At 44.6% G+C, this 24034-nt stretch carries 25 protein-coding genes and 4 tRNA genes; all 29 read right to left on the bottom strand.

Translation table 11 applies throughout. The features are described 5' to 3' along the window. Positions 1-192, bottom strand: coding sequence for a 50S ribosomal protein L29 (gene rpmC, locus BP27_RS0100145; protein WP_027849808.1), 192 nt, complete (start codon positions 190-192; stop codon positions 1-3). Continuing rightward, on the bottom strand, positions 192-605 hold the full coding sequence (gene rplP, locus BP27_RS0100140) for a 50S ribosomal protein L16 (RefSeq protein WP_027849807.1): 414 nt from the start codon (positions 603-605) through the stop codon (positions 192-194). Before rplP ends, rpmC begins: the two co-directional genes overlap by 1 nt. Positions 606-616: 11 nt before the next feature. Then, complete coding sequence (gene rpsC, locus BP27_RS0100135) at positions 617-1324, bottom strand: 30S ribosomal protein S3 (protein WP_027849806.1); 708 nt, start codon at positions 1322-1324, stop codon at positions 617-619. Positions 1325-1336: 12 nt separating this feature from the next. Beyond that, positions 1337-1672, bottom strand: coding sequence for a 50S ribosomal protein L22 (gene rplV, locus BP27_RS0100130; RefSeq protein ID WP_425411352.1), 336 nt, complete (start codon positions 1670-1672; stop codon positions 1337-1339). Positions 1673-1682: 10 nt separating this feature from the next. Beyond that, positions 1683-1958, bottom strand: a complete 276-nt coding sequence (gene rpsS, locus BP27_RS0100125; protein ID WP_027849805.1) for a 30S ribosomal protein S19 — start codon at positions 1956-1958, stop codon at positions 1683-1685. Between the two features lie 17 nt (positions 1959-1975). After that, positions 1976-2800 carry a 50S ribosomal protein L2 gene (rplB, locus tag BP27_RS0100120; RefSeq protein ID WP_027849804.1) on the bottom strand — a complete coding sequence of 275 codons (825 nt, stop codon included), beginning with the start codon at positions 2798-2800 and terminating at the stop codon, positions 1976-1978. 15 nt (positions 2801-2815) lie between these two features. Further along, on the bottom strand, positions 2816-3112 hold the full coding sequence (gene rplW / locus BP27_RS0100115; protein WP_027849803.1) for a 50S ribosomal protein L23: 297 nt from the start codon (positions 3110-3112) through the stop codon (positions 2816-2818). Next, positions 3109-3714, bottom strand: a complete 606-nt coding sequence (gene rplD / locus BP27_RS0100110) for a 50S ribosomal protein L4 (RefSeq protein ID WP_027849802.1) — start codon at positions 3712-3714, stop codon at positions 3109-3111. Before rplD ends, rplW begins: the two co-directional genes overlap by 4 nt. A 14-nt stretch (positions 3715-3728) precedes the next feature. Then, the gene (gene rplC, locus BP27_RS0100105; protein WP_027849801.1) at positions 3729-4370 is read right to left on the bottom strand and encodes a 50S ribosomal protein L3; all 642 of its coding nucleotides are present in this window, start codon (positions 4368-4370) and stop codon (positions 3729-3731) included. Positions 4371-4488: 118 nt separating this feature from the next. Then, positions 4489-4800: a 30S ribosomal protein S10 gene (rpsJ, locus tag BP27_RS0100100; protein WP_027849024.1), complete on the bottom strand. Its 312-nt coding sequence runs from the start codon at positions 4798-4800 to the stop codon at positions 4489-4491. A gap of 176 nt (positions 4801-4976) precedes the next feature. After that, entirely contained in the window at positions 4977-6176 is a 1200-nt protein-coding gene (gene tuf, locus BP27_RS0100095) for an elongation factor Tu (protein WP_027849800.1), read from the bottom strand. Positions 6177-6212: 36 nt separating this feature from the next. Continuing rightward, on the bottom strand, positions 6213-8318 hold the full coding sequence (fusA, locus tag BP27_RS0100090) for an elongation factor G (RefSeq protein WP_027849799.1): 2106 nt from the start codon (positions 8316-8318) through the stop codon (positions 6213-6215). Positions 8319-8330: 12 nt separating this feature from the next. Further along, entirely contained in the window at positions 8331-8801 is a 471-nt protein-coding gene (gene rpsG / locus BP27_RS0100085) for a 30S ribosomal protein S7 (RefSeq protein WP_027849798.1), read from the bottom strand. A 93-nt stretch (positions 8802-8894) separates the two neighbouring features. Further along, positions 8895-9266 (bottom strand): 30S ribosomal protein S12, encoded by a 372-nt coding sequence (gene rpsL / locus BP27_RS0100080; RefSeq protein ID WP_027849797.1) that lies wholly within the window; start codon positions 9264-9266, stop codon positions 8895-8897. A 178-nt stretch (positions 9267-9444) separates the two neighbouring features. Next, the gene (gene rpoC / locus BP27_RS0100075) at positions 9445-13659 is read right to left on the bottom strand and encodes a DNA-directed RNA polymerase subunit beta' (protein WP_027849796.1); all 4215 of its coding nucleotides are present in this window, start codon (positions 13657-13659) and stop codon (positions 9445-9447) included. A 107-nt stretch (positions 13660-13766) separates the two neighbouring features. After that, complete coding sequence (rpoB, locus tag BP27_RS0100070; RefSeq protein WP_027849795.1) at positions 13767-17846, bottom strand: DNA-directed RNA polymerase subunit beta; 4080 nt, start codon at positions 17844-17846, stop codon at positions 13767-13769. A 196-nt stretch (positions 17847-18042) separates the two neighbouring features. Beyond that, positions 18043-18411, bottom strand: coding sequence for a 50S ribosomal protein L7/L12 (gene rplL / locus BP27_RS0100065; RefSeq protein WP_027849794.1), 369 nt, complete (start codon positions 18409-18411; stop codon positions 18043-18045). Positions 18412-18468: 57 nt separating this feature from the next. Beyond that, positions 18469-18972, bottom strand: coding sequence for a 50S ribosomal protein L10 (gene rplJ, locus BP27_RS0100060; RefSeq protein ID WP_027849793.1), 504 nt, complete (start codon positions 18970-18972; stop codon positions 18469-18471). A 219-nt stretch (positions 18973-19191) separates the two neighbouring features. Beyond that, positions 19192-19890 carry a 50S ribosomal protein L1 gene (gene rplA / locus BP27_RS0100055; RefSeq protein WP_027849792.1) on the bottom strand — a complete coding sequence of 233 codons (699 nt, stop codon included), beginning with the start codon at positions 19888-19890 and terminating at the stop codon, positions 19192-19194. Beyond that, the gene (rplK, locus tag BP27_RS0100050) at positions 19891-20322 is read right to left on the bottom strand and encodes a 50S ribosomal protein L11 (RefSeq protein WP_027849791.1); all 432 of its coding nucleotides are present in this window, start codon (positions 20320-20322) and stop codon (positions 19891-19893) included. 77 nt (positions 20323-20399) lie between these two features. After that, the gene (gene nusG, locus BP27_RS0100045) at positions 20400-20933 is read right to left on the bottom strand and encodes a transcription termination/antitermination protein NusG (RefSeq protein ID WP_027849790.1); all 534 of its coding nucleotides are present in this window, start codon (positions 20931-20933) and stop codon (positions 20400-20402) included. A gap of 9 nt (positions 20934-20942) precedes the next feature. Continuing rightward, complete coding sequence (gene secE / locus BP27_RS0100040) at positions 20943-21311, bottom strand: preprotein translocase subunit SecE (protein WP_027849789.1); 369 nt, start codon at positions 21309-21311, stop codon at positions 20943-20945. 66 nt (positions 21312-21377) lie between these two features. Further along, positions 21378-21453: transfer RNA gene (locus tag BP27_RS0100035), tRNA-Trp, on the bottom strand. 41 nt (positions 21454-21494) lie between these two features. Next, positions 21495-21569 (bottom strand) — tRNA-Thr (locus tag BP27_RS0100030). A gap of 5 nt (positions 21570-21574) precedes the next feature. Continuing rightward, a tRNA-Gly gene (locus BP27_RS0100025) sits at positions 21575-21649 on the bottom strand. 12 nt (positions 21650-21661) lie between these two features. After that, positions 21662-21745: transfer RNA gene (locus BP27_RS0100020), tRNA-Tyr, on the bottom strand. A 76-nt stretch (positions 21746-21821) separates the two neighbouring features. Beyond that, positions 21822-22643: a type III pantothenate kinase gene (locus BP27_RS0100015; RefSeq protein ID WP_027849788.1), complete on the bottom strand. Its 822-nt coding sequence runs from the start codon at positions 22641-22643 to the stop codon at positions 21822-21824. After that, complete coding sequence (locus tag BP27_RS0100010; RefSeq protein ID WP_027849787.1) at positions 22640-23614, bottom strand: biotin--[acetyl-CoA-carboxylase] ligase; 975 nt, start codon at positions 23612-23614, stop codon at positions 22640-22642. The genes BP27_RS0100015 and BP27_RS0100010 overlap by 4 nt, the downstream gene beginning before the upstream one ends. A gap of 99 nt (positions 23615-23713) precedes the next feature. After that, positions 23714-24034: IS30 family transposase (locus BP27_RS0100005; protein WP_027849786.1), on the bottom strand; the 321-nt coding region annotated here is incomplete at its 5' end.

Raw genomic sequence — 24034 nt, 5'->3', positions numbered from 1 at the left:
TTAGTTACCCGCCTTATCGTTCAGCACGGTTTTAATACGTGCAATATCACGGCGCAATTGCTTAAGCAAATGCGATTGGCCAAGCTGACCAGTCACTTTGCGCATGCGTAGCTGGAATTGCTCACGTAATAAGTTGTGCAACTCATCGTTTAGCTCTTCCGCAGTTTTGCCGCGTAATTCTTGAGCATTCATTACATCACCGTCCGTTTAACAAAAGTTGTCGGGATAGGAAGTTTAGCTGCTGCAAGTGCAAAGGCTTGACGCGCTAAATCTTCGCTCACGCCTTCAACTTCATACAGAACCTTGCCAGGTTGGATTAGGGCTACCCAGTATTCTACGTTACCCTTACCTTTACCCATACGAACTTCCAACGGCTTACCAGTGATCGGCTTGTCTGGAAAAACTCGGATCCAAATCTTACCACCACGCTTGATATGACGTGTCATAGTACGACGCGCTGCTTCAATTTGACGTGCGGTTAGACGGCCACGGTCAGTAGCTTTCAGACCGAATTCACCAAAGCTGACCTTGTTTCCGCGTAGAGCCAGGCCGCGGTTACGACCCTTATGCATCTTACGGAATTTTGTACGCTTAGGCTGTAACATCGACTATCCCCTTACTTGGAACCTTTTTTCTTAGGTGCATGCTGTGGCTGCTGAGCTTGCTTAGCAGCATTGGCACGAACCTCTTCGATCCCGCCCAGGATCTCACCTTTGAAGATCCACACTTTGACACCAATGATGCCGTAGGTGGTATGAGCTTCAGCAGTAGCGTAGTCGATATCTGCGCGCAGGGTGTGTAGTGGAACACGACCTTCGCGATACCATTCAGAGCGGGCAATCTCAGCACCACCTAGACGACCGCCAACTTGAATCTTGATGCCTTTACCACCGAGACGCATTGCATTTTGCACCGAGCGCTTCATAGCACGACGGAACATTACACGACGCTCTAGCTGACCAGCAACGCTTTGAGCAACAAGCGCGGCATCTAGCTCTGGCTTACGGACTTCTTCGATATTGATGTGCACAGGCACACCCATCATGTCGGAAACGTCTTTACGTAAGCGCTCAACATCTTCACCTTTTTTACCTATCACTATGCCTGGACGGGCAGTGTGAATAGTAATGCGGGCATTATTTGCTGGACGCTCAATTTGAATACGACTAACAGCTGCTTGCTTAAGACGTTCTTCTAAGAAGCTACGTACTTTTAAGTCATTATTCAGTTTATCGGCATAAGCAGAACCTTGAGCATACCAAGTAGAAGTATGCTCTTTAACGATTCCCAAGCGTATGCCGGTTGGATTTACTTTCTGACCCATAGGGTTAACTCCTTACCGGTCTGCAACCTTGACAGTGATATGGCAAGTGCGCTTGAGAATGCGATCGGCACGACCTTTAGCGCGTGGTTTAATACGCTTCATGGTTGTACCTTCATCCACCATAATAGTGGAAACACGCAGTTCGTCTATATCAGCACCTTCGTTATGCTCAGCATTCGCAATTGCAGATTCTAAAACCTTTTTAACTAGAACCGCGCCCTTTTTAGGGCTAAAGGCTAGTAAATTAAGTGCATCAGCAACTTTCTTGCCACGTACCTGATCAGCAACCAAGCGGGCTTTCTGTGCGGACAGACGTGCACCACGCATTTTAGCGGCGACTTCCATCATAACCTCCTGATTAGCGCTTGGCTTTCTTGTCAGCTACATGACCGCGATATGTACGGGTTGCAGCAAATTCACCCAGCTTGTGACCGACCATCTCTTCAGTGATGAATACCGGTACATGCTGGCGTCCATTGTGGACAGCGATTGTAAGGCCGATCATATCTGGAATGATCATTGAACGACGCGACCAAGTTTTAATTGGTTTTTTGTCTTTACCTTCGACCGCAACTTCCACTTTTCTCAACAGATGAAGGTCAATGAATGGACCTTTCTTCAGTGAACGAGGCACAGCGGATCCCCTTAACGTTATTTCGCTTTACGACGACGAACAATTAAATTGTCTGTACGCTTGTTTTTGCGAGTTTTGTAACCCTTGGTTGGAACACCCCAAGGAGTTGTTGGATTCTTACCCTTAGTACGACCTTCACCACCACCGTGAGGGTGATCGATCGGGTTCATTGCCATACCACGAGTACTTGGACGAACACCACGCCAGCGGCTTGCACCAGCTTTACCTAGTACACGTAGGCTGTGCTCGCTATTACCAACTTCACCTAAGGTGGCGCGGCAATCAACAAGAACTTTACGGGTTTCGCCAGAACGCAGTCTTAGCGTGGCATAAGTACCTTCGCGGGCAACAAGCTGTACTGAGGCACCAGCTGAACGGGCTAATTGCGCCCCTTTACCTGGCTTCAACTCTATACAGTGAAGTGTAGAACCCAACGGCATATTACGAAGTGGTAGAGTATTACCAGCTTTGATAGGTGCATCTACACCCGACTGAATGCGATCACCAGCCACTACGCCTTTAGGGGCAATAATGTAACGGCGCTCACCATCTAAGTATTTGATCAAAGCGATGTTTGCGGAACGATTTGGATCATACTCCAAACGCTCAACAATACCTACTACACCGTCTTTATTTCTTTTAAAATCTATAATGCGGTAATGCTGACGGTGACCACCACCAATATGGCGAGTAGTGATACGACCGTTGTGATTACGACCACCCGATCTGCTTTGTGCTTCTAGCAGAGGTGCATAAGGTGCACCCTTGTGCAGGTCTTTATTCACCACCTTAACTAGGTGGCGGCGACCGGGGGATGTTGGTTTAGCTTTAACAATTGCCATGATTAACCCCTTGCCTTATTCCGCGTCAGCGAAATCGATCGCTTGTCCTTCCGCTAAGCTAACCATAGCTTTGCGGAAACCTTTGCGACGACCGAGACCGTGAAGAGTGCGTCGGGTTTTGCTTTTAGCGTTAATTACGCTAACTGCATTTACCTTAACATCAAACAGTTTCTCGACAGCTTTTTTAATTTCTAGCTTAGTCGCGTCTGTAGCTACTTTAAATACATACTGATTTTTTTCATCAGCTAGCAAGGTAGCTTTTTCGGTCATGTGTGGACCGAGTAGCACTTTAAATATGCGCTCCTGGTTCATCCCAATTTCTCCTCGAATTGACGCAGTGCTGAAACAGTCATCAACACGTTTTCGTAGGCGATCAGGCTTACAGGGTCTACGGCACTAGCTTCAATAACTTCAACGTGTGGCAGGTTACGAGCAGCCAAATACAAGTTGGTGTTAAGTTCAGAAGTAACAATCAGTACTTTGCTAAGCTTCATTTCATCAAGCTTAGTCGTTAGTAGCTTTGTTTTAGGCGCTTCAACTGTAAACTCTTCAACAGCGATCAAACGATCCTGACGAGCCAACTCTGAAAGTATAGAACGCATCGCTGAACGATACATTTTTTTGTTTACTTTCTGCGAGTGGTCTTGAGGACGAGCAGCAAAGGTTACACCACCTTTACGCCAAATTGGAGATGTTGCAGTACCAGCACGGGCACGACCTGTACCCTTCTGACGCCATGGCTTTTTACCACCGCCAGCAACTTCTGCGCGTGTTTTTTGAGCACGAGTACCTTGTCTTGCACCAGACATATAAGCAGTAACTACCTGGTGAACAAGGGCTTCGTTAAATTCTTTACCAAAGGTCGCATCGGATACTTCAACAGTACCCTGAGCTCCGGCTAGATTCAGGTTCATGTGTCTTTATCCTCTTAGCTGCGAGCCTTGACCGCTTGGCGTACAAGAACATCACCACCAGTAGATCCAGGCACAGCGCCTTTAACTAATAGTAGGTTACGATCTGTATCGATCCGAACGATTTCTAGGGATTGCACAGTTACACGCTCTGCACCCATGTGACCAGCCATCTTCTTGCCTTTAAATACACGGCCAGGAGTTTGGTTTTGACCTATGGAACCAGGTGCACGGTGAGAGAGAGAGTTACCATGAGTTGCATCTTGCATGGCAAAGTTCCAACGCTTTACGCCGCCTTGAAAACCTTTACCTTTAGATGTACCGATCACGTCAATTAACTGACCGGCCTCAAATAGACTAACGGTTAAATCAGATCCTAGATCAGGAGCTTCTTCACCATCAGCAAGACGATATTCACGAACGATGCGTCCAGCCTCAACGTTAGCTTTGGCAAAATGCCCAGCTTGCGCTTTGGATAGGTGCTTCGCTTTACGCGAACCAGCAGTAACCTGTACTGCAGAATAACCATCCACCTCGGGTGAACGTATCTGAGTAACACGGTTAGGAGTGACTTCAATAACGGTGACTGGTATTGACGCACCGTCTTCGGTGAAAATACGGGTCATGCCGCTTTTCTTTCCGATTAAAGCAAGAGCCATTGTATGTCTCCTATCAGTGTACGGGGCTATCACCCGCTATGGCTGCCTTTTCCAGGGCATTCCACTATCTAAATTGTACTGCGTCTCGCGACGCTAACCACTTTACTACTTAAACAAATTAACCAAGGCTAATTTGCACATCAACGCCTGCAGCCAGCTCAAGCTTCATTAACGCATCAACTGTTTTTTCAGTTGGCTCAACTATGTCGAGCACACGCTTATGAGTACGAACTTCATACTGGTCACGGGCATCCTTGTTTACGTGCGGTGATACTAGCACTGTAAATTTTTCATTGCGCGTCGGCAGTGGAATCGGACCCTTCACCTGAGCACCAGTACGCTTAGCTGTTTCAACTATTTCAAGCGCGGACTGATCAATAAGGCGATGATCAAACGACTTCAACCGAATGCGGATTTTCTGGTCTTGCATTATCCAATGCTCCGATACGGGCTACATGGGTACAGACACTTACACCTGCACCTAAAAAAGGAGCAGCATTATAGTGCCGTGTTTTCTTGCGTGTCAAACTTTTATTAAAAAAAGATTAACAACAAAGAGGGCTCCCTTTTGGAAGCCCTCTTATTTTGGACTAGCGATCAGCTAAATTAAGCAACAATTTTAGCTACAACACCAGCACCAACAGTACGACCACCTTCACGAATAGCGAAGCGTAAACCTTCGTCCATTGCGATAGGTGCAATCAAAGTAACAACTAACTTAACGTTGTCACCAGGCATAACCATTTCTACGCCTTCAGGTAGCTCACAAGAACCAGTTACGTCAGTTGTACGGAAGTAGAACTGAGGACGGTAGCCCTTGAAGAAAGGAGTATGACGACCACCTTCATCTTTAGACAGAACATAAACTTCTGCTTCGAACACTGTGTGCGGGTTAATAGAACCAGGCTTAGCTAGTACTTGACCACGCTGAACGTCATCACGCTTAGTACCACGTAGTAGTGCACCAATGTTCTCACCTGCACGACCTTCGTCAAGCAGCTTACGGAACATCTCTACACCAGTACATACAGTTTTTACTGTATCTACGATACCAACGATTTCAATCTCATCACCAGTACGTACAATACCGCGCTCTACACGACCAGTAACAACGGTACCACGACCAGAGATAGAGAAAACGTCTTCGATAGGCATTAGGAATGGCATATCGATAGCACGCTCAGGCTCAGGGATGTAGCTATCTAGCGCTTCAACTAGCTTAGTTACAGCAGTAGCACCCAATTCGTTATCATCTTTACCTTCTAGCGCCATTAGTGCGGAACCAATAACGATAGGAGTGTCATCACCAGGGAACTCGTAAGTAGATAGAAGATCACGGATCTCCATTTCTACTAATTCTAGTAGCTCTTCATCGTCAACCATGTCCGCTTTGTTCATGAATACAACGATGTAAGGAACACCAACCTGACGAGAAAGTAGGATGTGCTCGCGAGTCTGAGGCATAGGGCCATCAGCAGCAGAACAAACTAGGATAGCACCATCCATCTGCGCAGCACCGGTGATCATGTTTTTAACATAGTCAGCGTGACCTGGGCAGTCTACGTGTGCGTAGTGACGAGTAGGTGACTCATACTCAACGTGTGAGGTTGAGATGGTAATACCACGCTCGCGCTCTTCTGGAGCGTTGTCGATTTGGTCGTAACCACGGGTTGCACCTTCACCACCATAAACTTCAGCACAAACACGTGTAAGTGCAGCTGTTAGGGTTGTTTTACCATGGTCAACGTGACCAATGGTGCCTACGTTTAGGTGCGGTTTACTACGTTCAAATTTTTCTTTAGCCACAACGATAACCTCTTCAGTTAACGGCAGATTATAAATTTACTTCTGGTTTATGACGGCTTCAACAATGCTAGCCGGCGCCTCTGAGTACTTAGCAAACTCCATGGAGTAGCTAGCACGGCCCTGGGTTGCGGAACGCAAGTCTGTTGCGTAACCAAACATTTCGCCCAGTGGAACTTCCGCACGAATGACCTTACCAGCTGGTATGTCTTCCATGCCCTGTACGAGACCACGACGGCGGTTCAAGTCGCCCATGACGTCGCCCATGTACTCTTCAGGTGTAACCACTTCAACCTTCATCATTGGTTCAAGTAGCATGGCACCTGCTTTCTTAGCACCTTCTTTAATTGCCATAGAACCAGCAATTTTGAAGGCCATTTCGTTAGAGTCGACGTCATGGTAGGAACCATCAAATAGGGTTACCTTAACGTCGATCATTGGGTAGCCAGCAAGAACACCATTCTGCAGTTGCTCAAAGCAACCTTTGTCTACTGCAGGAATGTATTCGCGTGGCACAACACCACCAACGATTTCGTTAACGAACTCATAGCTTTTCTCACCATCTTCACCTTTATCGGTAAGTGGTTCAATTTTAAGCAATACGTGACCGTACTGACCACGACCACCAGATTGACGCACAAACTTACCTTCTTGCTCAACACCCGTACGGATAGTTTCGCGATAAGCAACTTGTGGTTTACCGATGTTAGCTTCTACTTTGAATTCGCGACGCATACGGTCAACGATAATATCTAAGTGTAACTCACCCATACCCGAGATGATTGTTTGACCTGACTCTTCGTCTGTCTGAACACGGAAAGATGGATCTTCTTGTGCTAGCTTACCTAACGCAACACCCATTTTCTCCTGATCAACTTTGGATTTAGGTTCTACAGCAACAGAGATTACTGGATCAGGGAACTCCATACGCTCCAACACAATTTTGTGGTCGGCATCGCAGAGAGTATCACCTGTAGTAACATCTTTAAGACCAATACATGCAGCAATATCACCCGCACGCACTTCTTTTATTTCAACACGGTCATTAGCGTGCATTTGCACAATACGACCAACACGCTCACGCTTAGCCTTAACCGAGTTAAATACACCCGAACCACTTTCTAGCACACCCGAATAAACACGAATGTAAGTTAGAGTACCTACGAAAGGGTCGGTAGCAATTTTAAATGCTAGAGCAGAGAAGGGCTCTTTATCGTCAACTGGACGAACACCAATCTCACCATTTTCTAACTCACCTTCAATAGCGCTTACTTCGTTAGGCGCAGGAAGGTAATCAATAACCGCATCTAGTACCGCTGGAACACCTTTGTTTTTAAAGGCAGTACCACAAAGCGCTAGTACAATTTCGTTATTGATAACGCGGTGACGTAGACCTACTTTAATTTCCTCTACAGTCAACTCGCCTTCTTCTAGGTACTTATTCATTAGCTCTTCGTTAGCTTCAGCAGCTGCTTCAACCATTTCTTCACGAAGTGCTTCTGCTTCTTCTACTAGCTCTGCAGGAATATCAGCATATTCATGGGTTAAACCCATATCTGCTTCGTTCCAGTAAATAGCTTGCATTTTAACTAGATCGACAACGCCCTTGAAGTCTTCTTCAGCGCCAATAGGCATTTGAATAGCTATAGGATTGGCTGCTAAACGTGATTTAATTTGACCTAAAACACGCTCAAAACTTGCGCCTGAACGGTCCATCTTATTTACAAACACGATACGTGGAACTTCGTATTTGTTGGCCTGACGCCACACAGTCTCAGACTGAGGCTCAACACCTGAAGAACCACAGAAAACTACGATAGCACCATCTAGAACACGCAGCGAACGCTCAACTTCGATAGTGAAGTCAACGTGCCCAGGCGTATCGATGATATTAACACGGTGCTCATCAAACTGTTGATTCATACCTTTCCAGAAGGCAGTAACAGCAGCCGAGGTGATAGTGATACCACGCTCTTGCTCTTGCTCCATCCAGTCAGTGGTTGATGCACCATCATGGGTTTCACCCATCTTATGGTTAACACCTGTGTAATAAAGCACACGTTCAGTGGTGGTAGTTTTACCAGCATCTACGTGCGCACATACACCTATATTTCGGTAGTATTTGATTGGAGTAGTACGTGCCACTTGAGGCCTCCCTTAGAAGCGGTAGTGTGAAAATGCCTTGTTAGCTTCAGCCATGCGGTGAACATCTTCACGCTTCTTGACTGCTGCACCTTTACCTTCGGCAGCATCCATGATCTCGCCAGCTAGGCGTAGATCCATAGATTTTTCACCACGCTTACGGGCGAAATCAACTAACCAACGCATTGCAAGTGCTGTACGACGTGAAGGGCGAACTTCAACAGGTACTTGATAAGTAGCACCACCTACACGGCGTGATTTAACTTCAACCAACGGCTGAATACCTTCTAGTGCTTTTTCAAATAGCTCTAGCGGGTCTTTTTTGGTGCGTTCTTCCACTTTGCTCAGAGCACCATAAACAATGCGCTCAGCAGTAGCTTTTTTTCCATGTTCCATAACGTGGTTCATGAATTTAGCTAAACGGTCACTTCCGTATTTTGGATCTGGCAAAATCTCACGTTTTGCCACAATTCTTCTTCTTGGCATGATAAGCCCTCTAAACGGTCTTCAGGTAACCCCAGGACATGCATAAAGCGTGAACGGCCTGGCCTTACTCTTATCAGACGGTATTAAATAAAATTACTTCGGACGCTTAGCGCCATATTTAGAACGACCCTGCTTACGATCTTGAACACCTGAGGTATCCAAAGCACCGCGTACGGTGTGGTAACGCACACCAGGTAAGTCTTTAACACGACCACCACGAATAAGTACAACCGAGTGCTCTTGAAGGTTATGACCTTCACCACCAATGTATGAAGAAACTTCAAAACCATTAGTTAAGCGCACACGACAAACTTTACGCAGTGCCGAGTTAGGTTTTTTAGGTGTAGTCGTGTAAACACGAGTACAAACGCCACGTCTTTGCGGGCAAGCCTGAAGCGCTGGAACGTCGCTTTTAGCTAGTCTGCGTTTGCGTGGCTTGCGAACCAACTGATTAATTGTTGCCATGCAAGCAATCTCCAATATTTGTTTCGGTACTTATGTACGTCAACAAGGCAGATTTCTGATAATACAAAATGGATAGACGCACCTATCCCCTCATTTGAGGAAGCGCATTCTACGTTTATAAAGCATAAAAGGTCAAGAGGAGTAGGATTATTCAACCCTATTCCTCTCGTTTTATTACTTAGTCTTCGTCTTGATCTAGTGCAGACAGCTCACTAGTCAATGCTGCTTCCACTTCACTCGCGCTAGGACCACCCAAATTATTTTGCTGATCTTCACGGTGACGCTTACGTTGCGCATGGTAAGTAAGACCAGTACCAGCTGGAATTAATCGACCAACTACAACGTTTTCTTTTAAACCACGTAAAAAGTCGCGCTTACCATTTACGGCTGCTTCAGTTAATACTCGAGTTGTCTCTTGGAAAGATGCAGCTGAAATAAATGATTCAGTTGCTAGAGATGCCTTAGTAATACCAAGCAGTAGACGCTCGAATTTAGCTGGGAACTTCTTAGCTTTCATTAGCGCTTCGTTTTCTTCCAAGACTTTGAAGTAGTCAACCTGCTCACCCACCAAGAAACTAGAATCGCCAGCTTCTTGAATTTCTACCTTACGTAGCATTTGACGAACAATAACTTCAATATGTTTATCGTTTATGACAACACCTTGTAAGCGATAAACGTCTTGAACTTCTGTAGTAATGTATTTTGCCAGCTCGCTAACACCTAGTAGGCGTAGAATATCATGCGGGCTAGAAGGCCCATCTGAAACTACCTCGCCACGCTCAACGTTTTCACCTTCGAATACGTTGATTTTACGCCACTTAGGAATCAGAGCTTCATAAGGATCATCACCATTAGTGGGTGTAATCACTATACGCTGCTTGCCTTTAGTTTCTTTACCCATTGAAATGGTGCCGCTAATTTCAGCCATAATCGATGGCTCTTTAGGACGACGTGCTTCAAATAGGTCAGCAACTCTTGGTAGACCACCGGTAATATCTCGGTTACCACTGCTTTCTTGCGGAATACGCGCTATCACCTGACCAACACCTACCTCGACACCGTCATCTATTGTAACAACGGCTTTGCCTGGCAAGATGTACTGAACAGCTGTTTGGCTACCTGGTAGAGTTACCTCTTTACCCTGAGCATCAAGCAACAACATCATTGGTCGCTTATCTTTACCAGCAGCAGGGCGATGCTGGGTTTCAATAATTTCGATTGAAGAAAGGCCCGTTAGCTCATCAATGTTACGGTTGATAGTAATACCATCTTCCATATCAATGAATTGAACTCGGCCAGCAACTTCAGCAACAATTGGGTGAGTGTGTGCATCCCACTTAGCAACCAACTGTCCAGCTTCAACTGCTTCGTCATTCGCAACACTTACTTCAGCACCGTAGGGCAGCTTGTAGTACTCACGCTCACGACCTTTGACGTCAGCAACAGCCAAGGAACCAGAACGTGAAACAGCTACTTGCTTACCATCTTCACGCGTCACAAACTTCATGTTGTGGAAGCGAACTTTACCACCATGCTTAACTTGCACGCTATCTACAGCTGAGGCACGTGAAGCCGCACCACCAATGTGGAAAGTACGCATGGTTAACTGAGTACCTGGCTCACCGATAGACTGAGCCGCAATAACACCCACTGCCTCACCTACGTTTACTTGGTGTCCACGTGCTAAGTCTCGTCCATAACACAGGGAACAAACACCAAAACGTGTATCACAGGTGATCGCTGAACGAACAACTATCTCATCTACACCTAAAGAGTCGAGACGGTCACACCATTTCTCATCTAGCAAGGTGCCTTTATCAATAACCACATCACCCGTTACCGCATTTAGCACGTCACGAGCAACCACACGGCCTAGCACACGCTGCGAAAGAGGAACAATGATATCACCCCCTTCGATAACTGGGTGCATAGTTAAGCCTTCTTCTGTTCCACAGTCTTGGTCTGTTACCACTAAATCTTGGGCAACATCCACTAGACGACGGGTTAAGTAACCAGAGTTAGCTGTTTTAAGTGCAGTATCTGCCAAACCTTTACGCGCCCCGTGAGTAGAAATAAAGTACTGGAGTACGTTCAGACCTTCACGGAAGTTTGCCACGATAGGTGTTTCAATGATCGAGCCATCTGGCTTAGCCATAAGACCACGCATACCGGCTAGCTGACGTATCTGCGCTGCAGAACCACGCGCACCTGAGTCGGCCATAATAAAGACGCTGTTAAAAGAGTCTTGCTCAGACTCTACACCCTCTTTATCTTTCACTGTTTCTTTTGAGATACCAACCATCATAGCCTTAGCAACTTTATCGTTGGCTTTAGACCAGATATCAATCACCTTGTTGTACTTTTCACCTTGAGTTACTAGACCCGAAGCAAATTGCTGTTCAATTTGTTTAACTTCTGCTTCAGAGTCGGCGATGATTGCAGCTTTTTCTTCAGGTATAACAAAGTCGTTAACACCAATAGAACAACCAGACCAGGTTGCATACTGGAAGCCGGTGTACATTAATTGGTCGGCAAAGATAACCGTGTCTTTCAAACCAACACGACGGTAGGCTTCGTTAATTAATCGAGAAATTGCCTTTTTATTTAGCGATTGGTTAACCAATTCGTAAGGCAGGCCACAAGGCATAATGCGAGAAAGTAGCGCACGGCCAACCGTTGTATCGACAAGCATTGTGCGTGTAACCGCTTCGCCTTCAATTTCTTGATCTGTTTCTGTAATACGAACCTTGATCTTTGCATGAAGAGCAACGCTACCCGTAGCCTGAGCACGCTCAACTTCGTCTATACCACTAAACACCATGCCTTCACCAAGGTCACCAATCTTTTCACGTGTCATGTAGTAAAGACCAAGAACCACATCCTGTGAAGGAACAATGATTGGCTCACCATTAGAAGGTGATAGCACGTTGTTAGTGGATAGCATTAAGGCACGTGCTTCTAACTGAGCTTCTAAAGTTAGAGGTACGTGTACAGCCATTTGGTCACCATCAAAGTCAGCGTTATAAGCCGCACAAACTAAGGGGTGTAGCTGAATCGCTTTACCTTCAATTAAGACAGGTTCAAAAGCTTGAATACCTAAACGGTGCAGTGTGGGTGCACGGTTAAGCATAACTGGGTGCTGACGAATAACTTCGGCAAGAATATCCCAAACCTCAGGTAGTTCACGCTCAACCATTTTCTTGGCAGCTTTAATGGTTGTCGCTAAACCACGCGCTTCTAGCTTGGCAAAAATAAATGGCTTAAATAACTCTAATGCCATTTTTTTAGGCAGACCGCACTGATGCAGACGCAAGGTTGGACCAACCACAATCACTGAACGGCCAGAATAGTCTACGCGCTTACCTAAAAGGTTTTGGCGGAAACGACCCTGCTTACCTTTAATCATGTCGGCAAGAGATTTTAATGGTCGCTTATTGCTTCCTGTAATGGCACGCCCACGACGACCATTGTCTAGCAAGGCATCGACTGATTCTTGCAGCATACGCTTTTCGTTACGCACAATAATGTCAGGAGCGTTAAGCTCTAATAAACGCTTCAAACGGTTATTGCGGTTAATGACACGACGATAAAGGTCGTTTAAATCTGATGTAGCAAAGCGACCGCCGTCGAGTGGAACTAACGGTCGTAAATCAGGCGGCAATACCGGCAGTGCTTCTAAAACCATCCAACCTGGCTGATTGTTAGAGTCGCGGAAAGCTTCAAGAATTTTTAGACGCTTGGTTATTTTCTTCATCTTAGTTTCAGATGAAGTTTGCGGTATTTCCTCACGGATGATTTCTATTTCATCGTCTAGGTCAATATCACGCAATAATTCTTGGACAGCTTCAGCACCCATACGGGCATCAAAGTCATCACCAAATTCTTCTAAAGCATCAAAGTATTGTTCATCGTTTAGCAATTGACCCTTTTCTAGCGTAGTCATACCTGGGTCAATAACTACAAAGCTTTCAAAGTAAAGCACTCGTTCGATATCACGTAGCGTCATATCAAGCATTAAACCAATACGTGAAGGTAAAGATTTTAAAAACCAGATATGCGCAACAGGTGATGCAAGCTCGATATGCGCCATGCGCTCACGTCGAACCTTGGCCTGAGTGACTTCAACACCGCATTTTTCACAAATAATACCGCGATGTTTCATGCGCTTATATTTACCACATAAGCACTCATAGTCTTTGGTAGGGCCAAAGATTTTGGCACAGAATAAACCGTCACGCTCTGGCTTGAACGTACGGTAGTTGATTGTTTCTGGCTTTTTAACTTCACCAAAAGACCAAGAACGTATCAGGTCTGGGGAAGCCAGAGAGATTTTTAATGATTCAAATTCATCAGGTTGGCCCTGATTGCGTAACACACTAACCAGATCTTTCATCAGCCGCAGCTCCCGTTGGAGTGGCGACGGGCAATAAGCCCGTCATGCAATCTTTTTCATCCAGTAAAACTGGAAAATGCCGAGTAGAAAACTACTCGGCTTTACTCTTAATATTCCAAATCGATATCTATCGCTAAGGAACGTATTTCTTTAACCAGTACGTTAAAGGATTCAGGCATGCCTGGCTCCATTTTATGGTTGCCATCCACTATGTTTTTATACATTTTGGTACGACCATTAACGTCATCTGATTTAACAGTAAGCATTTCTTGTAGAGTGTAAGCTGCACCGTAAGCTTCAAGTGCCCACACCTCCATTTCACCAAAACGCTGACCACCAAATTGCGCTTTACCACCCAGAGGCTGCTGAGTTACTAGGCTATAAGAGCCAGTAGAACGAGCATGCATCTTGTCATCTACAAGGTGGTTTAGCTTAAGCATATACATATAGCCAACAGTTACAGGTCGATCAAACTTCTCACCTGTTCGTCCGTCGTAGAGATCCATTTGACCACTACGCGGCAAACCTGCTAACTCAAGCATTGCTTTGATTTCATGCTCTTTAGCACCGTCAAATACAGGTGTAGCCATAGGCACACCTTTTTTCAGGTTATGAGCCAATTCAATTACTTCATCATCGCTTAGCTTATCTAGGTCTTCTAAACGCAAACCGTCAGATAAGTTATAAACTTTTTCTAAGAAACTGCGAATTTCTTTAATCTGCGCGCTACGTTCATTTTCTAATAGCTCAGCAATTCGCTCACCTAAACCTTTAGATGCAAGGCCAAGGTGGGTTTCTAAGATTTGCCCTACGTTCATACGCGAAGGAACACCTAGCGGGTTTAAAACGATATCCACGGGTGTGCCTTGTTCGTTATAAGGCATGTCTTCAACCGGCATAATTGCGGAAACAACACCTTTGTTACCATGACGGCCAGCCATTTTATCGCCTGGCTGAATACGACGCTTAACGGCAACATAAACCTTAACAATTTTTTGTACACCGGGTGCTAGATCATCGCCTTGCTGAAGCTTGCGCTTTTTATCCTCAAACTTCTCTTCCATGATGGTTTTACGCTCATCAAGCTGCACTTGTGCTTGTGCAAGTAGCTCATTGAGCGCATCGTCTTGCATACGCAATTTAAACCATTCAACAAAGGCTAAATCATCCAGGTATTCACCAGTGATTTTTGCACCTTTAGAGAGTTGAGGCCCGCCGTTAACACCCTGCCCTAATAGGGCATTGCGTAAACGAGCAAAGGTCGCTTCTTCGGCTATACGATATTCTTCTTTTAAATCTTTACGAACTTCGTTTAGCTGTGTTTCTTCAATGGATAAAGCACGCTTGTCTTTATCAACACCATCACGTGTGAAGACTTGAACATCAATAACTGTACCTTTCATCCCTGTGGCTACACGAAGGGAAGTGTCTTTTACGTCTGATGCTTTTTCACCAAAGATTGCACGTAGCAGTTTTTCTTCAGGTGTCAGCTGTGTTTCACCTTTAGGGGTCACCTTACCCACTAGAATATCGCCAGCACCAACTTCAGCACCAATGTATACAACACCTGATTCATCAAGCTTAGAAAGTGCTGATTCACCTACGTTAGGAATATCAGCAGTAATTTCTTCTGAACCTAGCTTGGTATCACGCGATACACAGGTTAACTCTTGGATATGAATAGTCGTAAAGCGCTCTTCTTCAACAACCCGCTCTGATACTAAAATCGAGTCTTCAAAGTTGAAGCCATTCCAAGGCATAAATGCAATACGCATATTCTGCCCTAGTGCTAACTCACCCATGTCGACCGATGGTCCATCGGCTAAAATATCGCCTTGGGTAATTTTATCCCCTGGTTTAACAATGGGGCGCTGGTTGATACAAGTATTTTGGTTAGAGCGGGTGTATTTGGTGAGATTGTAAATATCGACACCCGCTTCACCACCTATTAACTCATCTTCATTAATGCGCACAACAATGCGTGACGCATCAACTGAGTCAACGATACCACCGCGAAGTGCAACTGCACACACACCTGAGTCACGAGCAACAGCTCGCTCCATACCAGTACCTACCAAAGGCTTGTCAGCTTTTAGAGTTGGTACAGCTTGGCGCTGCATGTTAGAACCCATGAGGGCACGGTTAGCATCATCATGCTCTAAGAAAGGAATGAGCGAGGCTGCTACAGACACTACCTGCCTAGGTGATACATCCATCAAGGTCACTTGGTCTGGTGTAACAAAGGTAGTATCACCATTGTGACGAACCTGTACTAGCTCATCAATTAGCTCACCCTGCTCATTTAATGTTGCAGAGGCCTGAGCAATTACAAACTTACCTTCTTCAATTGCAGAGTAATAAGCGAGCTCATCGGTTACTTTGCCATCAACAACTTTACGGTAAGGTGTTTCTAAAAAACCATAAGAGTTAGTTCGAGCATAGGTCGCTAAGGAGTTAATTAGACCAATGTTTGGCCCTTCAGGTGTTTCGATAGGACAAACACGACCATAGTGAGTTGGGTGAACATCACGTACTTCAAAACCTGCACGCTCACGCGTTAAACCACCTGGACCTAACGCAGACACACGACGCTTATGTGTCACTTCTGAAAGCGGGTTGTTTTGGTCCATAAATTGAGACAGCTGGCTAGAACCAAAAAACTCTTTAACCGCTGCAGCAACCGGCTTAGCGTTAATTAAGTCTTGGGGCATTAAGCCTTCGCTTTCTGCTAAAGATAGGCGCTCTTTAACAGCACGCTCTACACGCACCAAACCAACACGGAATTGGTTTTCTGCCATTTCACCAACTGAACGAATACGACGGTTACCTAGGTGATCAATATCATCAACCTCACCTTTACCATTACGAATATTCAGTAACTCACGCAACACATCAACTATATCGTCGTGCGATAAAACAGCTTCGCCTGTATCTATATCACGATGTAAGCGACGGTTAAATTTCATACGACCTACACTGGAAAGGTCATAGCGCTCTGGCGAGAAGAACAGATTATTAAACAAGCCTTCTGCTGAGTCTTTAGTTGGCGGCTCGCCGGGGCGCATCATGCGGTAAATTTCAACTAGAGCTTCTAGCTGACTGCGGGTTGGATCAACACGCAGAGTGTCCGACATAAACGGACCACAATCTAGGTCATTGGTATAAAGCGTTTCGAAGGTCTTAATTTTAGCTTCACTTAGCTTAGTTAAGACTTCTTCAGTTATTTCTGTATTGCACTCGATCAGTAGCTCACCGCTGGACGGATCGATAATATCTTTGGCAAGCACTTTGCCATGCAAGTATTCAAGCGGTACAGCTAATTGCTTAATACCTGCCTTTTCTAGTGAGCGAATATGACGCTGAGTAATACGTCTGTCTTGTTCAACTAAAACCTTGCCATCTTTGTCTTTAATTTCAAAAGAGGAGGTTTCACCACGCAAACGTGCGGGAACTAAATCCACATAGATACCATCTTTTTTGAAATGGTAGCTACTGGTATCAAAGAACATGTCTAAAATTTGTTCAGAACTAAAGTTTAGAGCACGCAATAAAATACTTGCTGGCAGTTTACGACGACGATCGATTCGAACATAAACTAAATCTTTAGGATCAAATTCAAAGTCTAACCAAGAGCCACGGTAAGGAATAACACGAGCTGAATAAAGTAGCTTACCTGAGGAGTGCGTTTTACCGCGGTCATGGTCAAAAAACACACCTGGTGAACGGTGCAACTGCGAAACTATTACTCGCTCAGTACCATTAATAACGAAGGTACCGTTCTTAGTCATGAGTGGCATTTCACCCATGTAAACTTCTTGTTCTTTAATATCTTTTACAGCTTTATTAGGTGAGTCTTTATCATAAATAACCAGACGCACTTTAACGCGCAAGGGTGCTGCAAAGGTTATTCCTCGCAGAACACACTCTTTAACATCAAATACTGGGGTTCCAAGACGATAACTTACGTATTCAAGTGCTGCATTGCCTGAATAGCTTTCGATTGGAAATACGGATTGAAAAGCCGCATGTAAACCAGTTTCGGTACGAGCATCACCTGCCATGTCCTCTTGGAGGAACTGACGATAGGAGTCTAGCTGTATTGCTAAAAGGTAAGGCACATCCATTACCGTCGGCAATTTGCTGAAATCCTTACGGATGCGTTTCTTCTCAGTGTACGAGTAAGCCATCAATTTTCCCCAGCTTGTTCACCAAAAACCAGACCGCAGTGGTCACAACACCTTCAAGGGGAGGCGCGCCCCGCTGCTATCTACCCAGTAAAATGGTGATATGCAGTTAATTAATTAAGCTGCTTTGAACAGAAAAAGGCCGGCAGTGCATTTGCACCACCAGCCACTCTGCTGCAGCCTTAAGCTGCCATGCAAATTACTTAAGTTCCACCGATGCACCGGCTTCTTCAAGTTTTGCTTTTGCTGCTTCAGCATCGTCTTTTGACATGCCTTCTTTAACAGTTGCAGGTGCGCCATCAACCATTGCTTTAGCTTCTTTCAAGCCAAGGCCGGTGATTTCACGTACTGCTTTAATTGCGCCAACTTTTTTCTCGCCAGCAGCAGTTAGAACTAAGTCAAATTCAGTTTGTTCAGCTGCAGCTTCACCGCCACCAGCAGGACCAGCAACTACAGCAGCTGCTGCAGAAACACCAAATTTTTCTTCCATTGCTGTAACCAGCTCAACAACTTCCATCACAGACATGTCGGCAATAGCGTTGAGGATATCGTCTTGAGTAAGTGCCATGATATTTTTTACCTAGGTAATAGTGTATTTTTAGATTCAGAATTAAGACTGCAAAACTTAAGCAGCTTCTGATTCTTTTTGGTCACGTAAAGCTGCCAGTGTGCGTACAAATTTGCCGCCTGCTGCTTCTTTCATTGTTGCCATAAGCTGTGCAATCGCTTCGTCGTAAGTTGGCAAGGTAGCCAAACGATCGATATCTGTACCAGGAATGTACTCACCTTCGTAAGCCATAGCCTTAACTTCAAAAGCTTTTTCACTTTTAGCAAACTCTTTGAACAAACGGGCAGCTGCACCAGGATGTTCCATAGAGAAAGCAATAAGCGTTGGACCAGTAAATTCTTCGGTCAAGCATTCAAAGCTAGTTTCTGCAAAAGCGCGACGTGCTAAAGTGTTACGAACAACACGCATATCGACGCCAGCTTCACGGGCTTGTTTACGCAAATCACTCATTGCGCCAACAGTTACGCCGCGTGAATCAGCAACAACTACAGATTGAGCAGCTTTGGCAGCATCGTTGACCTGGCCAACAATGGCCTGTTTGTCTTTTAGATTAAGTGCCACTTTATCTTGCTCCTAATATAGAGATACGATTGAATCGCACTCCACGGTTTCCAACCCTTCGGGGATCCGAAGCTGGTAGGATGGTTGGACCTACAGAAAGTAGGCGGTCATCCATCTGCGTAGGAAATTAAGCTATTTAATAATTTAAAAGCACCTACGGTCTTTGAAGGCTACTGCCAGCAAATGTAACTGGCAGCATCCGCAAAGTTAGTTACACAACTATTTTAAATCTAAAGTTGCTGTATCAATTGCTAAGCCAGGGCCCATGGTGCTAGAAAGAGTAACTTTCTTAACATAAACACCTTTAGCAGATGCAGGCTTAAGCTTTTTAAGGTCTGAAATTAGCGCGTCAATATTGCCACGTATAGCATCAGCAGAGAAATCGATTTTGCCAACACCAGCATGAATAATACCGTTTTTGTCGGTACGAAAACGCACCTGACCAGCTTTTGCATTTTTAACAGCTGTAGCAACATCGGGTGTTACTGTGCCAACTTTAGGGTTAGGCATAAGTCCACGTGGACCTAGAATTTGACCTAACATACCAACTACACGCATTGCATCAGGCGCAGCAATGACTACGTCAAAATTCAGTTCACCAGCTTTAACTTGTTCAGCTAGATCGTCCATGCCTACTAAGTCTGCACCTGCTTCTTTAGCAGCATCTGCAGCAGCGCCCTGGGCAAAAACTGCAACACGAACACTTTTACCAGTACCATTAGGCAATACAGTAGCACCACGAACAACCTGGTCTGATTTACGTGGATCAACACCTAGGTTGATAGCTAGCTCAACTGTTTCTTTGAACTTTACCGCAGGTAGTCCAGCTAAAAGAGCTACAGCTTCTTCAACACTGTAGCTTTTGGCTGTATCAATTTTTTCTGCAATTGTTTTTTGACGCTTAGTTAACTTGGCCATTTACACGCCCTCCACGTCAATACCCATGCTGCGCGCACTGCCAGCAATGGTTCTAACAGCAGCATCTAAATCAGCCGCGGTTAAGTCAGGTTCTTTTGTTTTTGCAATTTCTTCAAGCTGCTCACGCGTTGCTTTGCCCACTTTGTTTTTGTTGGGTTCAGCAGAAGCTTTCTGCAAACCTAGCGCTTTTTTCAATAAAATAGCTGCTGGGGGTGTTTTGGTAATGAAGGTAAAGCTACGATCACTATAAACAGTGATCACGACTGGCGTAGGTAAGCCAGGCTCTACATCTTGTGTAGCAGCGTTAAATGCTTTACAAAATTCCATAATGTTTACACCGTGCTGACCTAGTGCAGGACCAACAGGTGGACTTGGATTTGCTTTACCAGCTGCTACTTGCAGCTTAATGTACGACTGTACTTTTTTAGCCATGATAACTCCAGTGGGTATAACGCCTTTCGGCTCCCCGTTTTATTAAACTGCCTAAGCAGCATTTCAAAATGCCAAGCTTACTCTTTTTCGACTTGACCAAATTCTAGCTCGACCGGTGTAGGCCGACCAAAAATACTAACTGATACTTGCAGACGGCTTTTCTCATAGTTCACTTCTTCAACCGTGCCGCTAAAGTCTGCAAAAGGACCATCAAGAACTCTAACCATCTCACCCGGCTGAAACATGGTGCGTGGCCTAGGCTTGTCACTACCGTCTTGAACCCTTTGCAGAATGGCATCTGCTTCACGCGATGTAATGGGTGCGGGTTTTTCTGCAGTGCCACCAATAAAGCCAAGAACTTTAGGCGTTTCTTTAACTAGGTGCCAGCTGTCATCATTCATATCCATTTCTACTAAAACATAACCAGGATAGAACTTACGTTCGCTTTTGCGTTTTTTTCCATCACGCATTTCAACTACTTCTTCCGTTGGCACAAGAATTTGCCCGAACAAATCTTCCATCTTTTTAATACTAATACGCTCCAGCAGTGAGCGCATAACTTGCTTCTCAAAACCGGAGTAGGCGTGAACAACATACCAACGCATGGACATTTTCTACCCCTAATAAATCAGACTTTTAATGATCCAGCTTAGCAATGAGTCTACTAGCCAGAGCAAAAAAGCAACCAAAATAACGGCTGCTAAAACAATGAGAGTGGTTTGCGTTGTTTCCGGACGTGTTGGCCATACCACTTTACGAATTTCAACCCTTGCTTCGCGTGCAAGATTAGCAAGCTGCTTTCCCTTGCTAGTAAGCATAAACACTAAGCCCGCGAGCACACAAAGCACAACAACGCCAATCACCCTATATATCATAGGTGAATCAGCGTAGTACATATTACCTGCTATAGCCAAGGTCAAGAGTAGAAGTACTGCAAACCACTTTAGTGCATCCAGACTGGCTGGCTGAGCTTCGGCTTTTGCTTTCATTAGAGAAGATAACTCCTTGCATCAGCAGGTTTTGGGAAATAGATAAAATACCAATCTGAGGATGATTGGCAGGCCAGGAGGGAATCGAACCCCCAACCTACGGTTTTGGAGACCGTCGCTCTGCCAATTGAGCTACTGGCCTGTATCTGGCATTTGAGCTACTGCTCAATAAAAACTATAGCATGGAGCTCATGGACGGAATTGAACCGTCGACCTCACCCTTACCAAGGGTGTGCTCTACCCCTGAGCTACATGAGCAATCTTGGAGCGGGCAGCGGGAATCGAACCCGCCTCTTCAGCTTGGAAGGCTGAGGTAATAGCCACTATACCATGCCCGCAGCCTTAGAATTTGGTGGAGGGGGAAGGATTCGAACCTTCGAAGCTCGCGCGGCAGATTTACAGTCTGCTCCCTTTGACCACTAGGGTACCCCTCCAACTAGGCGACAAATTATAGTCTAGTTATCGCCGTTGTCAAACTTTTCTTTATCTCTCTCGACAACGGCGGCAACTTTAACAGCTCCCCACTAGTTCGGCAAGCTCTATTTTAATTTTATTTATTGGCTTACCTGAAAGTAGACCTTGTTTTTCTTTATCAGTCACAGGAAACATCAATTCTAAACCAGCATAAACCATATCTGGCCAACAATAGCTTTCATGCTCTAATCCACCACCTACAAGTAAAGCGTCACCACCGGTTAATATTATTGGCAATTCTTGTTGTGTCGTATTGTAGGCTTGTTTATAAGCTAAACTAATGTGACCAAGTGCAGATAGGTAAATACCATGGCTGACTGCTTCTTGTGTTGATTGACCAAAGTTCATCAAGCCTTTGTGGCTATCATCTGGGTCAATCGCTACATTCTTGGTACCCAGCTTTAAACTTTCCTTCATAAGCCTTATTCCTGGTGCTATAAACCCACCTAAGTGACCGCCATCAGCTTTAACTAAATCAATAGTGATTGCACTACCACAGTCTACGACAAAACAAGCACCAAACCCGTGATATGCTGCGAGCAAACCTAGCCATCGATCGATACCTAGCTTTTCTGGCTCTTTATACGCATTCCTTACACCAGCAAATTTTATAGTTGACCTAGCAACATGCAAGGGAACACGGAACCGCCTTGCTATACGCTCTACCTCTGCTAAGACTTCTTTACCACCTACATTAGAGACACGCATTACTTTGATATCACGAAAATCTGGAATAGATTCAGAGTTTTCCCAGCGATCACGTGTCCAAATTGATCCACGATCAATAATTTCATTATTACTACTTTTTTTTAATCGCCATTTAGTTAATGTATTACCTATATCTAAGTCTAATATCATTTTTTTGGCCTCAGGCTTACTTCGCCAGCATTAATTAATCCCTCCTCACCACTTTCATAAACAACCTCGAGTTCACCTGTAGAAGTAACTCCACCTAAGGTAACAGGTATAGATTCTTTACTAGTCATAATATAAGACTGCATTCCTTTCCATAGGTGGGCTTGGTTCCATTCTTCCATATAGGGCTCAAAGCCTGTTTCAGGATAGCTATCAACCAGTTTTTCTATTGCTAGAGCAATGTTTGCTGCTAAGGCTGACCTATTAATTATGGCTTCCTGCTGATCATCTAAAAAAGAAATTGGTTGGTCTAGATCGGGTAGGTTAGAAGTACGATATACATTAATCCCTACGCCAACTATTAGGCTACAAGGGCCGGCTAAATCTCCTTTTAACTCAATTAAGATCCCACCCAATTTTGCATCATTAAAATAAAGGTCATTAGGCCATTTTAATTTAATACCTACAAAACCCTGGGTTTCTAATTCACGCTTAATTACGACTGCTACAGCTAAACTTAATGCTTGAAGAACGTTTGCACCACCCTCTACTTTAAACCCTAAAGACATACTTAGCGAAGAAGCATAAGGGCTGTACCACCCTCTACCACGGCGACCTAACCCTGCAGTCTGCTTTTCTACTAGCATTAGCTGCTTATTTAATAAACCTGAACCGTCTGAACAGCGTCGGGATAACTCTAGATTTGTAGAATCTAAACTAGGATAAAAATTTAATGTTAGCGATGAATTGTGCTCTTGAAACAATCCTTGAATTTGTTCTATGTCCAACAACTCTAGTGGCTTTACTAATTTATACCCATCATTTTTTTTAGTTATAATTTCTAGCCCTAAATTTGGGAGCTGCTGAATTTGTTTCCATACAGCCGTTCGGCTTACCCCTAAATCAAGTCCTAGCTGGGTACCTGTATGGAAGTGTCCATTACTTAATAATTTAATAAGTGGGTATAGATTCATTTATTACTCCTAAGTCAGCACTATTTTAGCCTCTTGTAAATAATATGTAACCCATAAACCTTAATGAGCGGCTAGGCTATTCAGCAATATTTCTTGGATTCAACTTGCTAGTGCAACAGCCTGTAATTCTTCAAACAATACTTCATTTGGTGTTTTCATTCCAAGTGTTTTCCTAGGTCGGTTATTTAAACGATGCATAATGAATTCAAAATGCTCATCATCTAAGTGCTTAAAGCATGAACCTTTGGGGCAGTATTGACGTATTAAGCCATTTGTATTTTCATTCAATCCACGTTGCCAAGAAGCATAAGGGTCTGCAAAGTAAAAGTCACAATTCAGTGCTTTTGCAATGGCTTGATGCTCAGCAAACTCTTTACCATTATCTGCCGTTAGAGTATGTACTAAACCAACAGAAGCAAA

The sequence above is a fragment of the Marinospirillum insulare DSM 21763 genome (assembly GCF_000686905.1).
Lineage (GTDB): Bacteria > Pseudomonadota > Gammaproteobacteria > Pseudomonadales > Halomonadaceae > Marinospirillum > Marinospirillum insulare.
This window is presented reverse-complemented; position numbering and strand designations above follow the sequence as displayed.